This window comes from Singulisphaera chitinilytica, from assembly GCF_049331405.1.
Taxonomy (GTDB): Bacteria; Planctomycetota; Planctomycetia; order Isosphaerales; family Isosphaeraceae; genus PoT.
Genome location: NZ_CP186274.1, coordinates 8,121,700 through 8,135,948, shown reverse-complemented (window position 1 = coordinate 8,135,948; position 14,249 = coordinate 8,121,700). Strand labels below are relative to the sequence as shown.

Below are 14,249 nucleotides of genomic sequence, written 5' to 3'. Positions count from 1 at the left end.
TCTACCGAAGCCTTACCAGTCGTCCTACACGGCGTCGCCTCGCAAGTCCTAACTCACAAGCAACTTGTGTTGGCCTAGGGATTGTGGGCGCCGTATTATCTTGATACGGTAGTGTGTGCAACGAAGGGATACCCACCATTCACGTCATGGATTCCGCAATGAGTTCAGAGGAGCTGGAAACCCCCTGGTATCACGAGGGCCTGACCTTCGGATGCACGAAGTGCGGGGCCTGCTGCACGGGCGCCCCCGGTTACGTCTGGGTCGACGCCGAGGAGATGGCCCGCCTCGCCGAGTTCCGCGGAGAGACCCTCGAGCAGTTTGCGATGCAGTTCGTGCGTCAGGTCGGCGACAGCTACAGCCTGATAGAAAAGCCAGGAGGCGACTGCATCTTCTGGGAGAAGGGAGTCGGTTGCACGGTCTACCCGGCTCGTCCGGTCCAGTGCCAGACTTGGCCTTTCTGGTCCGAGAACATCGAGACCAAGGAGTCGTGGGACCACATTGTCTCCATTTGCCCGGGCTCCGGTAGGGGGAGCGGCCGCTGGTTCAGCCTCGAAGAAATCCAGGCGGCGGCCGCCAGGCTCGAATCATGACCGAGACCTTGGCGAACAATGACGCCACGATGGACCGACTCAGGAATTCGCTCCAGGCTCTCTATGCCGAGGTTGATGCCGAGATAGCCCGGCTCGCCCCCGTCTGCAAGCTGAGCGGCCGTTGCTGCCGATTCGTCGAGTACGATCACACCCTCTTCATGTCCGAGGTCGAGGCTACGCTCCTGATCGAGGACGCTCCGCCTCCCGTGCGGCCCCTCGACCAGGGTGCCACCTGCCCCTGGCAGGATCACCGCGGCCATTGCACGGCCCGGCAGGCCAGGCCACTTGGATGCCGCGTCTATTTTTGTGACCCGGCCTATGAGTATAAGGCGCCGGAGCTTTCCGAGCGGTTTCTAAGCGACCTGAGACGTATTACAACCGAACTCGAATTCGACTGGAACTACTCCCCGTTACATGCGCATCTCGATCAAGCTGCTAGAGATGGTCGATTTCCTTCGAGGGGGGACTGAATTCCTACGTACATGGGGCTGATGCGTCCGCGTTTTCCGACACGGATTGCTGGCTCGGCTTGCGGCTGGATTGTCCTTCGATCGGAGTCCGTAAGGACTCGGTCCCGATGATTTTGACTTGACATTAGTCTAAGCCACCAATACCGTTGAGCCGACCGAAGCGCGGACCGGTCCGGCCCCTGGATGGAGATTGACATCGTGACCAAGAAAGAAATTGTCAAGAAGATCTCCGAGGATATCGGTCTGACTCAACTCAAGACCAAGGACATTGTTCAGCGGACTCTGGACGCAATCATCCATACATTGGTCAACGAGGGTCGTATCGAGCTGCGTAATTTCGGCGTCTTCGAGGTCAAGCGTCGGGCGCCTCGTAAGGCGAGGAACCCGAGGACGGGGGATAAAGTCTTCGTCCCCTCCAAGAACGTGGTGACGTTCAAACCAGGGAAAGAGATGGAAGAATTGGTCCGAAACATGAATCCGGAAAATCTTCCCCTATTGGAAGACGATTCAGATGCCGATGAAGAAGTCAACGGACCTGTGAATGAGGTTATCGAGGCTCGGGTTGAATCCCCTGCCGGTGCCGATATTTCGGATTGATCCCGCCACTTTCGCGACGTTCGCACCGTCGAGGAAGCGCGGGGGCAACTCGACGACAGGTCCGATCGGCGTGAATGGAGTCAGGCTCGGTACGGGAGAGGCCCGGTCAGGAAGGCATCCACCGGGTCCGGCACGCGCGAAGGAACGCGCGTCGGAACTGCTCCGAGCGGTACCAAAGGCGGGAGGATCCCCCAAATGCGAAGACCTTTGGCGGCCATGACGCTCGTGGTCGCGGCCCTCGTGGTCTGGAGCGAAGGCTGTGCGCCTATCCCTCTGCCGCACTACGCGGCCTACAAACCACGACGTGCCGAAGAGCTGCTCGTCGACTCGGAAAACCTCCGAATGATCGGCGACGAATGGGAGCGGTTCTGGTTCCTCGACCAGCCGTCTCATATGACCCCGTTCCGGACCCATGGCGGCCTCGGTCCCTGATCGACTCGCCAGATTGCGTCCGCATCTGACGGCGACGTCTCAGGAGGTCGCCGTCTCGCCCGCCCACTCGATCGCTTGAGGCATCGAGCCTGAGGGCCGGTCCTGACAAATCAAGAAGATTGCAACCGGTCGAGGCCAAGGCCTCGGGCCGGTTGTTTTCGTTTCGAAGGCCTGGATGCGGGTTCGAGCCTGGGATTTTGGTTGATGAGCCATGGACTTTACGGCTGCAGGTTCTTGGCAAAGAACTGATCGACCGCGGCGATGTATCGCGCCGGGTCGTTGTTATAAGCCTGGACGTGCTCGACACCGGGCAGGGTCACGGTCTGGCAGGTAGTCCCGACGACCTGTGCGATCCTCCGGGCCTGGCTGACGGGGACGACCGAGTCCGCCTCCCCGTGGATCAGGAGCAGGGGTCTCTGTCCCCAGCTCTTGGCCGACTTGATCGGGATCAGATCATCGGTCCGGACCCCGTAGGCGTAGCGGGCCGCGGCAAGGATCCCGGGATTGAACCAACCCGGCAGGTGGCTGTGTTTCGGCAGTTGCGTTTCGAAAAGTTCGGGTAGGCTGCCATAGGGGCTGTCGAGGACGGCGACCTGGATTTTCGGGTTCTGGGCGGCCTCCATCAAGAGGGTCGACGCACCCATGGAATACCCAACCCAGCCGATGCGGTCATGCGTGAAGCCCGCCCCCGCCGCCCAGGCGAGCACGGCGCGGATGTCCACCCTCTCGCGTCGGCCCATGTAGAGTCGAGATGGATCGCTTTGCCCGTGGCCTCTCAGGTCGAACAGGAGGACATCGTAGCCGAGGAAGTGGAGATCGCCGCCGAGGGCCGCCATCTGCGGCCAGGAATCCCCCATTCCATGCACCAGAGCGATGAGCTGTCGCTTCTCGGCGGTCGGCAGGTACCAACCCCTCAGCATGAGCCCGTCGGACGTGCGAACGGACCAGGCAGTTGCATCGGTGCTCACGGCGAGGGGGCTGAGGTTCGCCGGTCGATTATTTGGCCTCGTCAATATGTCCGCGGTCACGATCGAGATGGCGAGATAGAGGACGACGAAGGCGGTAGGTAGTACAATCAACGTCCACTTCAAGATCCGTCTCGAGAGGCGAGGTCGATTCGAGGGCGAATACATGCGAAAACCTCCCTGTCTGGCTCCCAAGATGAGCTGGCTCGACGGCGCATATCCCGGATTAACCGTAGGAAAAGAGTATCAACCTGACAAGAGAGAGTGATTGTTAACGTGTCACAAAACTCAGTATCTGGGGGGTCTACGATTCCAAAAAATCATAGGCGATAAAAAAATATAAATGTAATGATATTTAATAATTATGAATTTTAACATAAAATTGAGAATTTGCTTGTTGTCGATTCTTGGAACGCGATTCCCAGTTTCTGCTCTCATCATACGGGGTGATCGGCGAAGGAAGTCGGTCGATGATTGGCCAGGTCCTTTCGCGGACTTCTGGATGGGCTATACTCTTAGCAGAACAGGTTTTCAGCCTCTCATCCCCCGCCTCGATGTCGGCAGATTCAGCCTCGTACAACGACCCGCCTTGACGTCAACCTGCGTCGAGTTTGAACCCGCGAAGCGGAGTGGCCACCTCCGATGGTTGGAACGCCAAACCCTTGTGAACAAGCAGTCTGACCTTGCCCGACTTTGCCTTTCACGGCAGAATCCCCGTCGCGCTCACGAGGACGCAGGTAAGCAGGGTCGTTGTACGCTGGTTTCTGCCCGGGATCCTGGGCGTGATGGGCGTTGAAATCCCGTTCAAATCTCTCGTTGAATCTACCTCTCAAGCACGTTCTTGTGGCTTAAACGCCTGAGGATAAAGGGTTTAGTTATGGTCGGCATCGGGATCGTCGGTATTGGCTTCATGGGCATGATCCACTATCTCGCCGCGCGCAAGCTGACGGGCGGGAAGGTCGTGGCCCTTTGCAGCCGGGACGAGCGCAAGCTCGCTGGTGACTGGACCAGTATCCAGGGCAATTTCGGTCCTCGCGGCACTCAGATGGACCTCACGTCCCACGCCCGATATACCGACGTCGCGCAGCTCCTGGCCGATCCGGCCGTCGACCTCGTCGATATCTGCGTTCCGAACGACGAGCACGCCAAGCTCGCCATCAAGGCGCTGGAAGCCGGCAAGCACGTCCTCGTCGAGAAGCCGATCGCGCTGACGGCCGCCGACGCCGACGCGATGGTGGCCGCGGCCAGGGCGAGCGGCAAGCTGCTGATGGTCGCCCACGTCCTGCCGTTCTTCCCCGAGTTCGCGTATGCCGCGGAGGCGGTCCGCTCGGGGCGTTACGGAACCCTTCGTGCGGCGCACCTCACCCGGGTCATCTCTAAGCCCGATTGGTCGTCGGGGATCGCGAGTGCGGATCGGAGCGGCGGGCCCGCGATCGACCTCCACATCCACGACACGCATTACGTCGGCCTCGTCTGCGGGGTGCCACAGGCCGTGCATTCGCGGGGCGTGGTCGACGGTGAAGCCGTCGTCTACTTGTCGACGCAGTATCTCTACGACACGCCGAACCTCGCGGTCTCGTCGGTCTCCGGGGCGATCACGCAGGCGGGACGCCCGTTCGCCCACGCATTCGAGCTCTATCTCGATAAGGCGACGATCGTCTTCGAGTACGCGAACCTCGGCGGGACGGACCACCTGGCGACTCCGCTCTCGGTGATCCTACCGGACGGGACCGTTGAGCGGCCCCAGCTTGGCTCAGGCGATCCGGTCGATGCCTTCACCCAGGAGATTGCGACCGCCGTCGAGGCGGTGGCGACGAACACCCCCGCGCCGGAGCTCTCGGGGGACCTGGCTCGGCAGGCATTGCTGATCTGCCAGGCGGAGGTCGAGAGCGTGAAAACGGGCAAGGTCGTCCCCATCTCCTGACGCAGAACCAGGGGCTGCGTAGCAGGTGATCGTGAAATTGACCAAACTTCGGGGAGACTAACGATTTCGTTGGCCGAGCGAGTCGCGGACGAGATCATCGTTTCTTCTCAAGAGCCAGGGCATTTGATTCCGATTCCGTTGGCGAAGGGACAGGAAGTCCTCTTCGAAATCGCCGGATCAGGAGGAGCTGGGTGATGCCATTGACCATGTCGGATCTAGTGCACCCAACGGCCGTCGTCGATCCCGAGGCCGAGATTGCTCCCGACGTTCAGATTGGTCCTTATGCCATCCTGGAAGGGGCCGTCCGGCTCGGACCGGGCTGCGTGGTCGAATCCCACGCCTGCCTCACCGGCCCCCTCTGCATGGGACATGACAATTTCGTCGGTCACGGCGCCGTGCTGGGCAAGAGCCCCCAACACCGAGGGTATCGCGGGGAGACCACGTTCTTGCGGATTGGCGATAGCAACGTCTTCCGCGAGCACGTCACGGTCCATCGCGGGACCTTGCAGGGCGGTGGAGAGACCCGGATCGGCAACAACAACATGTTCATGATCGGGTCCCACGTCGGACACGATGCCTGCGTCGGAGACGGTTGCACCCTCATCAATGGTGCGCTGGTCGCCGGTCACGTCACGCTGCACGACAACTGCATCCTCTCCGGCCACTCTGCGATCCAGCAGCGTGTGCGGGTCGGCCGCCTGGCGATGGTGGGTGGGCTCGGCTCCTCCACGAAGGACATCCCCCCCTTCGTGCTGCACCAGGGCTACAATAGCGTCACGAGCTTGAACATCATCGGGTTGCGACGCGCCGGCTTCTCCCAGGAAACGATCGCCGCCCTCCGCGAGTCGTTCCGGATCTTTTACAAGGAAGGTCGGACCAAGAGTTCGGCACTCGAGCGGATCGAGGCCGATTTCAGTGCCATCCCGGAGGTGCTCGAGTTTGTCAACTTCATTCGGGAGTCGACCCTCGGCATTAATCCGTTGCGTGGGGCAGACCGGAAGAATCGCACCTTCTGAGTGGCCCGTTTCGCTCAACGCCGAAATCGCGTGACCGCCGGTCGAGCTCGATGAGCCAGGCCGGCGGTCTCGTCGTTTTGCAGGGCTCTGCTTTTGAGCCTCGTCGGCGGTTGTCTTCAGGCCTCGGATTGGTTCGGCTCGTTCTTCTTGATAAGGCCACTGATGTCTTCCTCGGACAGTTCGCGGTTCATCAGGCCTTGCCGGAACCCCAGGAGTTTGCGGACACGCAGGAATTCGGTCTCGTCGATTTCCCCGTCGGCGTACGCCTGTTCCAGTTCCTCGAGGATCTCCGACTGGCTCGCGGGTTCGAGATCCTCCGTCATCTCGGCCCAGAGTCGATAGGAGACGATGCCGGCGGTGATCAAGGCTCCCAGGAGGATGATGGAGGGGAGAAGCGTGGGGGTGGCAAAGGATAGCGGAATCACGACGTTCTACCTTCCGAATTGGGGGAGAATCCTTGGCCGGGCGCCGGGTTGAGCGAAATCGCAGCTTTCAAAAAGACCCGATTTCAATTCTAACGTTTTTGCCCAAAAGTCGTGCACCATTGTTGTTAGGGCATCAACAGGCCTGAGGAGGTGCTTGTCATGGACCCGAACTCTTGTATATTCTAACACTCGGTGGATCTCGCGAGAGGCAAGTCTAGGGAGGGTCACAGACATGCGCCTGACTATCGTCGCGTTCGGGATCGTGTTGGGATCGTTCCTGATCAGCCCTGCCGCTCCGGCGTTCGGGCAGACGGGTGGTGTGGACCCCTTCTCACTTTACTACGGCTATTACCTGCCTCACCAGGCAGCCGTTGCCGCCCAGTCGACCCCGCTCGACACGATCAACGCGGCCACGGCGGCACGAGTCCCCGCGACAGGTGCCGATCGTCCCGGCCTTTACGACCCGCTCCCCGCCCTCGGTGAGGAAGACTACGACCCCCTCCGGCCCTATTCGAGCCGTAAGGGAAAGGAACGCGGGGCGGCCCCCCACCTCTACCCCAGCAACACCACGACCGCCCGTGGGCTTCGGGGAAAGGTGAATATGTACTACTCGCGCACGGATCGTTACTATGCTACGACCCGTCCGGGTTATGGCCCCAATCGCAACCTGCCTGTGACGCGATCGGGCCGCTCGGCCGGCATGCCCTCGATGCCGAGCGCGACCCCCGGCCCTCGCTGATCGACTCGTTGGCGAGACCTGGGACGATGCCCGGGGTTGATTCCTTGTGTCGGATGGATTGAGGGCATCGTCCGTCTCCCGCGCCGTCGAGGCATCAGGAGAAATCCTTCGCCATGTCGGTAGGTCCCGAACAGCAACGACTCACTCCCGCCGAACGAGCCAACCTCGTTGCTTACCTCGACGGCGAACTGAATGAGGCCGAGTCGCGAGCGATCTCGACCAAGCTGACGAAGAGCCCGACCGCCCGCCGCGAGGTCGAGGTCCTCGAGAAGACCTGGGAAATGCTCGAACTCCTCGAGCGTCCGAAAGCCTCCGAGGACTTCACCGCGAGGACCTTGCATGAGGTCGAGCAACTCGACCTCAAGGGCAATAAGTTCGAGTCGGCCCTGATGCACGCGGGCCGTCGGACCGTGGTCGCCGCGCTCTGGATGGTGGCCTCGATGGTCGCGCTGGGCGGCGGCTATGCGATCATGCAGTGGGTCTTGCCCAACCCCACGGCTCGGTTGGCTCGCGACCTTTCGATCGCCGAATACCTGGATGAGTATCGCGACGCCGGGTCTTTCCAGTTCCTCCAGGAACTGGAAAGCTCCCAGGAATTCAACGCCGACCGCGATTAGACCCACGAGCACTCACCCGGCCGAGGAATCCGATGCCCGTCGGTCTCCGACTCCCTGCGTTCGCCCTCCTGATTGGGCTCACCGTGTGCCAGACGGCGAGGTCCGACGAGGAAGAGAATTGGTCGAGGCTCCGCGCGATCCCTCGAGAGCATCGCGAACACCTCTCCAAGAAACTTCAGGACTTCGACCGGCTTCCGTCCTCCGAACGCGAGGCGATTCGGTCGCTCGACAAGGAACTCGGTGCGTTGCCGGCCTTGAACCGGGCAAACTATCAGGCAATCTTGCGCCGTTACCACCTCTGGCTCGCCTCGCTCCCAGAGGATCAGCGCAAGCAGATCGAGTCGGCTCCGCTTAACCAGAGGATGACGGCCGTCGTAAAGGTCCGCGCCTCGAACAAGGCGAAGACGGGCGGGGACGAAGCCCACAGCCCGTTCCAGATCGTGGGTCCATCGCCCATTACCCTGGCCAATCGGTTGCAGGCCTGGATGGTCCTCAGCGCGGAAGAACGCAAGGAACTGGAACGTATGGAGCCGGCCGACCGCGATCAGCGTATCCGCGAGATGGTCCGGCCCAAGAGGAATCGACCGATCACCCCCTTGAGTGACGCCCAGATCGCGGAGGCCCTCAAGAAGATGAAGGCCGAGCCTCAGTTCACGGCGCTCATCGGTCGTGTCGAGGACGAGGCCAAGGCTGCCGCCGCCAAGAAGCAGGCGAACGGAAAGAAGATCGAGAATACACGGTTCCTACCCAACCAACTCCGCTTCATGGCCGAGAATTACCACTTCCTCGTCGAGCCGCCCAAGCGGGTCGAATCGTCGAGGCTCGTGGCCTTCGAAGCCGTGCTCCCGACTTGGTTCCGCGACTCGTTCGATCACTTCACGCCCAACGAGGCGACGCGGCGGCTCACGGTCCTCTATCGGCTGATCTACGGCGAAGGGGAGATGCCGCCGCCGAGCCAGGCGACGAACGACGGGGCCGCTGAGAAGACGAAGAAGGCCACAGCCAAGAAGGCGACGCCTCTCCCTAAACCCTCCGCCCCGAGTTTCTGATCGTGGATGAGATTCGAGAGGGAAGACCGGGCGTGTCGGGCGAAGATCTCATCTGGATGCGTCGTGCCCTGGCCGAGGCGGAATTTGGGCGAGGATACGTCGAGCCCAATCCCATGGTCGGAGCCGTGGTGACGCGCGACGGCCAACTCATCTCCGCCGGCTATCACGGCCGCTTCGGCGGCCCGCACGCCGAGGTCGAGGCCCTGCGGAGGGCAGGGGGCCAGGCCCGAGGCGCCACGCTCTACGTCACACTGGAACCTTGCTGCCACACCGGCAAGACGCCCCCTTGCGCGGACGCCGTCATCGCGTCGGGAATCACGCGGGTCGTGGTCGCGATGCGGGACCCGTTCCCGAAGGTCGCAGGAGGAGGGCTCTCGCGGCTTCGGGAGTCCGGCATCGAGGTTGAGGTCGGGCTCGAGTCCGAGGCGGCTCAACGCCTGAATGCCCCTTATCTGAAGCTCCTCTCGACCGGCCGGCCTTACATTACCGCGAAGTGGGCGATGACACTTGACGGCAAGACTGCGACAGCCTCGGGCGACAGCCGCTGGATCTCCAACGCACGTTCGAGGTCCATGGTCCACGAGCTTCGAGGTCGGATGGATGCGATCGTCGTCGGGATCGGCACGGCGATCGCCGATGATCCCCGACTTACAGCGAGGCCGCAGGGTCCGCGAGTCGCCACGCGTGTAATCCTCGACTCCGAGGCTCGACTTTCTCCCGACAGCCAACTCGCTCGAACCGCAAGTGAGATCCAGGTCATCGTCGCTGTCACCGAACGAGCCCCCGAGGAACGAAAGCGGATCCTGGCCGACCTCGGTTGCGAAATCCTGGCGTTTGCCGGGAACGGCTCGGTGCCCGTCGAGGAGCTTCTGGATGAGCTCGGGAGACGGAGGATGACGAACGTGATGATCGAGGGTGGAGGTCGCGTGCTGGGTGCGTTCCTCGATCGGAACGAGGTCGACGCGGTCGACATCTACATCGCGCCGATCGTCGAGGGGGGGGCTCCCGCGTTCACGCCGGCGTCGGGGGCCGGTCACGCCTTGATGTCCCAGACCCGCAGGCTCGAACGCCACACCACGAGCCTGATTGGAGCTGATATCCGAATCCAGGGCATATTTACACCTGCATGGAGGAAGGGCGAGTGACCTTGACCCAAACGAGGGTTCTCCGTACAGTCGAATACACAAACGATGGCATGATTTTTGCCCAAAAACCTTCCCCGGAGCCGCGAACCTCGTGAGGGAGCCGCGACGCGAGCCGGCTGGCGACAAGCTGGCCCCCAAGGCCGTGGTGGGGCGGGTGAGTCTCTATTTGAGACAGCTCGAAACCTTCCAACGCCAGGGTCTTACGACGATCTCGAGCAGTCAGCTCGGTGCCGCGCTGGCTATCAACAATGCCCAGGTGCGCAAGGACCTCGCTTTCTTCGGTCAGTTTGGCCATGCCGGGATCGGCTACCGGATCGAGGAACTCAGCTCGGCCCTTCGTAGGATTCTCGGGATCGATCACGACTGGCCATTGGCCCTTGTCGGGTTGGGGAACCTTGGTCGAGCCCTGCTGCGTTATCGGGGGTTCCGCAGCCGGGGCTTTCACATCGTTGCGCTCTTCGACAACGATCCACAGAAGGTGGGCAGGACGCACGACGGCCTCGTTGTCGAGCCCATTGAAGCCCTCTCGCAGGCCGTGGCGTCGAGGAACGTGAGCCTGGCGGTGCTCTGCGTACCCGCGGACGTGGCCCAGCGTGTGGCCGATCACATGGTCTCGTGCGGGATCTCGGGGATTCTCAACTTCGCCCCGATCCCGGTGAACGTGCCGCCGACCGTGAGCGTTGTGGGGGTCGACCTGAGCGTCCAACTCGAGCATCTCGCGTATAAAGTGCAGAACACGCAGGGCACGATTTCGTTCGTGGGAGAGGGTTTGCGTTCTCAGGGGCGTTCGTTAGAATAGGGCTCGTACTGCTTACCCGGTGGTGAAACGGTATCACAACAGGTTTTGGTCCTGTTTTTCCAGGTTCGAATCCTGGCCGGGTAGCTTGGTCTGACACTCGTGGAGGTCGCCGTGTGGCTCACATGGCGACCTTCTTCGCGTTTCGAAGGCGTGCAAAAAAGCAACGTGGCCCAACTGCGGTCTCGGTGCCTTCCCAAGATTTCGGAACTCGCGACGAATGATCAGGGAACATGTCGGCCCACGGCGAGCCTGACATGCTTCGTGCGAGGGTCCCACCACGGGACAGGAAGGCAACGATGACCGAGTTCGCGAAGATGAAGATCAGCTTTGCGATGGCACTCCTGGGAACTCTGTTCGCGCTCCACCCGTTCCTCGACCGGTTCGACGACCGAGGCTTCCCGTACCTGGGCTACGACCTCAAGATTTTCCACGCCTACTTCTTGATCGCGGGATTGCTGAGCCTGTGCGTCTATTGCTACGCCATGTCCATGACGACGGAGCGAGCCCATTCCCGGCTCGAACGCATCGGTAACTCGACCTATGCCCTGGCGGTGATGATTGTGCCGATCTTCGGCGGGCTCTACGTCGCGAGCCTGCTGGCTGCGCAGCTCCGCTACTCCCATCTTGCCTGGGCGGCGCCTGTGGTCGCCATCGGGGTCGGGGGCGGCTGGTTCATCCTCTCGCAGTTCGTAGCATGGAGGCTTCGCCGACGGCTGGGCGAGCATGACCGCCGAGCCAAGATCGAAGCATTGGCGGACAAGGAGCAGGAGTCGCTCACCCAGGCTCGCGAACTTTTCCAGCACGAGCATTATGACCTGAGCGTGATCGAGGCCTGGCGGGCCATCGAGGCCCGGCTCGGCCAGGCCCTCTTGATGAAGCGGATCATCCCGCACACGAACCGGCCCCATGCCCTCTTCGACCTCGCGATCCGCAAGGGGCTCCTGCAAGAGTCGACGTTGGCCGTGCTGAATGACCTGAAGCGACACTGGAACGTCGCCGTCGGCACAGAGCCCTCGACCAAGCAATCCGCGAGCGAAGCACTGAGCGCGGCCCGGCATATCCTTGCCACGGTGCCGGTCGGGCACCCCGAACATCCGGAGAAGCCGCTGATTTGACGTGACGCTCGTGAGTCGATGGGTTTCGAAAGCAAAAACGGGTGGCTAGGGGAGACTCCTTTGCTGGATCTCCCCTGGCCACCCATCGGCTTTCAACCCGGAAACCGGATCAACCTCCAACTCCGTGTCAGGCGGGCTGCGGCGTCAACCAGGCTGGCGCCTTGCGTTCGTGATCGCTGATGGCCTCTTCGTTGAGGAGGGTCTCGGCGATGGCGTCGAGGCCCTTCAAGAGGCGCTCGCGGTCCGACTCGGGGATGTCGAACGTGAACCGCGACTCGGCTCCATTGGCCGGGTGCAGAATCACGGAGAGATTGCGAAGGTCGATCGTGACCTCAGCGCCGTCCTGGGCACGTGCGGCTTCGGCGATCTTCTCCCAGTCGGCGTCGTTCAGTTCGATGGGGAGCAGGCCGTTGTTGAGGGAGTTGCCTTCGAAGATGTCGGCGAACCCCTCGCCCTTACCCGGGGCGATGACCGCGCGATAGCCGGCCTGGGCGACGGCCCAGACGGCGTGCTCTCGGCTCGATCCGCAGCCAAAGTTGCGGCCGACGACGAGGATCGTAGCGTCCTTGTTCGACGGGTCGTTGAGCGGGAACTCGGGGTTCGGCGCGGCGGGGGCCTCAGGATCGTCGACGGGGGGGGCCTGGCCTGTCACATAACGCTTGTCGGCGAAGAGGAGGGGGCCATAGCCCGTGCGCTCGATCCGCTTGAGGTAGCGCGCGGGGATGATCAGGTCGGTGTTGACGTCGCTCCAGTCGAGCAGGGCGATGCGACCCTTATAGCTGACGAAAGGCTCCATGAAACAAGACCTCAAGAGCGTGCGGACTGTCTTCTGTTGGTATGTGCGATGGTTGATCGAGGGCGGCCGATCGGCCGGAGGATCAATTCGTCCCGGCGCCGCTGAGGAGCTTGCGGACATCGGTGAAGTGCCCGGTAACGGCGGCCGCGGCGGCCATGGCCGGGCTGACGAGGTGGGTGCGACCACCGGGGCCCTGGCGTCCCTCGAAATTCCGGTTGCTCGTGCTGGCGGAGCGCTGGCCGGGAGTGAGTTTGTCCGGGTTCATCGCCAGGCACATGCTGCAGCCGGCCTGTCGCCACTCGGCGCCGGCCTCGCTGAAGATGCGGTCGAGCCCTTCGGCCTCGGCCTGGTGCCGGACCTGCTCGGAGCCGGGGACGACCAGGGCACGGACCCCCTCGGCGACGCGGCGGCCCTGGAACACCTTCGCGGCAGAGCGGAGGTCTTCGATCCGTCCGTTCGTGCAAGAGCCGATGAAGACGACGTCGACGGCGATGTCGGAGACCGGCGTGTTGGGGATCAGCCCCATGTATTCGAGGGCACGCTTGGCGTCGTCGCGGCTGGAGAACGGGACGTGGTCGGGGTCGGGGATCCGGCCGGTCACGTCGATTGTCATGGCCGGGTTCGTCCCCCAGGTGACCTGCGGCACGAGCTCGGAGGCGTCGATGACGATATGGCGGTCGAAGGCGGATGGGTCTTCCGTCTTGAGCGTCTTCCAGTCGGAGATCGCCGCGTCGAGGTCAGCACCCTTCGGAGCGAACGGGCGATTGCCCCGGGTGATGTATTCGATCGTGGTGTCGTCGGGTCCGATCATGCCCGCGCGGGCGCCGGCTTCGATCGACATGTTGCAGATGGTCATCCGGCCTTCCATCGAGAGGGCCGTGATTGAGGGGCCGTAGAACTCGATGACGTGACCGGTTCCGCCGCCGGTGCCGATTGCCCGGATCACCGCCAGGACGATGTCCTTGGGCTCGAGGCCTGGGGCGAGCTTGCCGACGACTTCGATTCCCAGCGACTTGGGACGGCGGCCCTGCCAAAGCGTCTGCGTGGCCAGGACGTGCTCGACCTCGCTCGTGCCGATCCCGAAGGCCAGGGCACCAAAGGCCCCGTGAGTGCTGGTGTGACTATCGCCGCAGACCATCGTCGTGCCGGGCAGGGTGATGCCGAGCTCGGGGCCGATGACGTGGACGATGCCCTGTCGGCCGCTGCCGATGTCATAGAGGGTGACGCCGAACTCGGCGCAGTTCTTCCGCATCGCCTCGACCTGTCGTCGCGACATCGGCTCCTTGATGTCGTACTGGTTATCAGTCGGGACGTTGTGGTCGAGCGTCGCGAAGGTTAGCTCGGGTCGTCGCACTTTCCGCCCGGTAAGCCGGAGCCCTTCGAAGGCCTGCGGACTCGTCACCTCGTGCACGAGGTGTCGGTCGATGTAAAGCAGGGTCGCTTCCTCGGTTGTCGCTACCTGGTGCCGTTTCCAAACCTTCTCGAAAAGGGTCTCTGGCATTACCGGCTTCCTTCGATCAAATGCAACTGAGCGGCACGAAGAAAAAGTTTGGGGGTGACGTACAAATCA

The 14,249-nt window shown here is 62.3% G+C and carries 16 protein-coding genes and 1 tRNA gene; 13 read left to right on the top strand and 4 right to left on the bottom strand.

Going from position 1 to position 14,249, the window contains the following annotated elements:
• Positions 1-158: 158 nt before the first annotated feature.
• The 4 genes from ACOYYX_RS31770 (at position 159) to ACOYYX_RS31755 (ending at position 2,089) form a co-directional block, all read left to right on the top strand.
• Positions 159-590, top strand: a complete 432-nt coding sequence (locus ACOYYX_RS31770) for a YkgJ family cysteine cluster protein (protein WP_422926680.1) — start codon at positions 159-161, stop codon at positions 588-590.
• The gene (locus tag ACOYYX_RS31765) at positions 587-1,060 is read left to right on the top strand and encodes a hypothetical protein (protein WP_422926679.1); all 474 of its coding nucleotides are present in this window, start codon (positions 587-589) and stop codon (positions 1,058-1,060) included. The genes ACOYYX_RS31770 and ACOYYX_RS31765 overlap by 4 nt, the downstream gene beginning before the upstream one ends.
• Positions 1,061-1,258: 198 nt before the next feature.
• Positions 1,259-1,657 carry an HU family DNA-binding protein gene (locus ACOYYX_RS31760; RefSeq protein WP_422926678.1) on the top strand — a complete coding sequence of 133 codons (399 nt, stop codon included), beginning with the start codon at positions 1,259-1,261 and terminating at the stop codon, positions 1,655-1,657.
• 195 nt (positions 1,658-1,852) lie between these two features.
• The gene (locus tag ACOYYX_RS31755) at positions 1,853-2,089 is read left to right on the top strand and encodes a hypothetical protein (RefSeq protein WP_422926677.1); all 237 of its coding nucleotides are present in this window, start codon (positions 1,853-1,855) and stop codon (positions 2,087-2,089) included.
• A gap of 218 nt (positions 2,090-2,307) precedes the next feature.
• Here ACOYYX_RS31755 and ACOYYX_RS31750 read toward each other — a convergent pair whose 3' ends face one another.
• On the bottom strand, positions 2,308-3,222 hold the full coding sequence (locus ACOYYX_RS31750; protein WP_422926676.1) for an alpha/beta hydrolase: 915 nt from the start codon (positions 3,220-3,222) through the stop codon (positions 2,308-2,310).
• Between the two features lie 709 nt (positions 3,223-3,931).
• Between ACOYYX_RS31750 and ACOYYX_RS31745 the strand changes: the two genes are divergently transcribed.
• Together ACOYYX_RS31745 and lpxA are read left to right on the top strand one after the other, a co-directional pair.
• Positions 3,932-4,978, top strand: coding sequence for a Gfo/Idh/MocA family protein (locus tag ACOYYX_RS31745; protein ID WP_422926675.1), 1,047 nt, complete (start codon positions 3,932-3,934; stop codon positions 4,976-4,978).
• A gap of 194 nt (positions 4,979-5,172) precedes the next feature.
• Positions 5,173-5,994, top strand: coding sequence for an acyl-ACP--UDP-N-acetylglucosamine O-acyltransferase (gene lpxA / locus ACOYYX_RS31740; RefSeq protein ID WP_422926674.1), 822 nt, complete (start codon positions 5,173-5,175; stop codon positions 5,992-5,994).
• A 116-nt stretch (positions 5,995-6,110) separates the two neighbouring features.
• Here the strand turns inward: lpxA and ACOYYX_RS31735 are convergent, their stop codons facing one another.
• Positions 6,111-6,419 carry a hypothetical protein gene (locus ACOYYX_RS31735; RefSeq protein ID WP_422926673.1) on the bottom strand — a complete coding sequence of 103 codons (309 nt, stop codon included), beginning with the start codon at positions 6,417-6,419 and terminating at the stop codon, positions 6,111-6,113.
• 232 nt (positions 6,420-6,651) lie between these two features.
• On the opposite strand from ACOYYX_RS31735, the gene ACOYYX_RS31730 reads away from it, so the two are divergent.
• The 7 genes from ACOYYX_RS31730 to ACOYYX_RS31700 all read left to right on the top strand — a co-directional run bounded on the left by ACOYYX_RS31730 (position 6,652) and on the right by ACOYYX_RS31700 (position 11,883).
• Positions 6,652-7,158 carry a hypothetical protein gene (locus ACOYYX_RS31730; RefSeq protein WP_422926672.1) on the top strand — a complete coding sequence of 169 codons (507 nt, stop codon included), beginning with the start codon at positions 6,652-6,654 and terminating at the stop codon, positions 7,156-7,158.
• Between the two features lie 113 nt (positions 7,159-7,271).
• Entirely contained in the window at positions 7,272-7,775 is a 504-nt protein-coding gene (locus ACOYYX_RS31725; protein WP_422926671.1) for a hypothetical protein, read from the top strand.
• A 32-nt stretch (positions 7,776-7,807) separates the two neighbouring features.
• A complete protein-coding gene (locus ACOYYX_RS31720; protein ID WP_422926670.1) occupies positions 7,808-8,824 on the top strand; it encodes a DUF3106 domain-containing protein in 1,017 nt (338 codons plus the stop codon).
• Positions 8,825-8,856: 32 nt separating this feature from the next.
• Positions 8,857-9,969, top strand: a complete 1,113-nt coding sequence (gene ribD / locus ACOYYX_RS31715; RefSeq protein ID WP_422926669.1) for a bifunctional diaminohydroxyphosphoribosylaminopyrimidine deaminase/5-amino-6-(5-phosphoribosylamino)uracil reductase RibD — start codon at positions 8,857-8,859, stop codon at positions 9,967-9,969.
• Between the two features lie 91 nt (positions 9,970-10,060).
• Positions 10,061-10,768 (top strand): redox-sensing transcriptional repressor Rex, encoded by a 708-nt coding sequence (locus tag ACOYYX_RS31710; RefSeq protein ID WP_422926668.1) that lies wholly within the window; start codon positions 10,061-10,063, stop codon positions 10,766-10,768.
• Positions 10,769-10,781: 13 nt separating this feature from the next.
• Positions 10,782-10,852 (top strand) — tRNA-Gln (locus ACOYYX_RS31705).
• Between the two features lie 212 nt (positions 10,853-11,064).
• Positions 11,065-11,883 carry a hypothetical protein gene (locus ACOYYX_RS31700; RefSeq protein ID WP_422926667.1) on the top strand — a complete coding sequence of 273 codons (819 nt, stop codon included), beginning with the start codon at positions 11,065-11,067 and terminating at the stop codon, positions 11,881-11,883.
• A 127-nt stretch (positions 11,884-12,010) separates the two neighbouring features.
• Here ACOYYX_RS31700 and leuD read toward each other — a convergent pair whose 3' ends face one another.
• Both leuD and leuC read right to left on the bottom strand, forming a co-directional pair.
• Positions 12,011-12,679 carry a 3-isopropylmalate dehydratase small subunit gene (gene leuD / locus ACOYYX_RS31695; RefSeq protein WP_422926666.1) on the bottom strand — a complete coding sequence of 223 codons (669 nt, stop codon included), beginning with the start codon at positions 12,677-12,679 and terminating at the stop codon, positions 12,011-12,013.
• An 82-nt stretch (positions 12,680-12,761) separates the two neighbouring features.
• Positions 12,762-14,180, bottom strand: a complete 1,419-nt coding sequence (gene leuC / locus ACOYYX_RS31690; protein WP_422926665.1) for a 3-isopropylmalate dehydratase large subunit — start codon at positions 14,178-14,180, stop codon at positions 12,762-12,764.
• Positions 14,181-14,249: the final 69 nt, after the last annotated feature.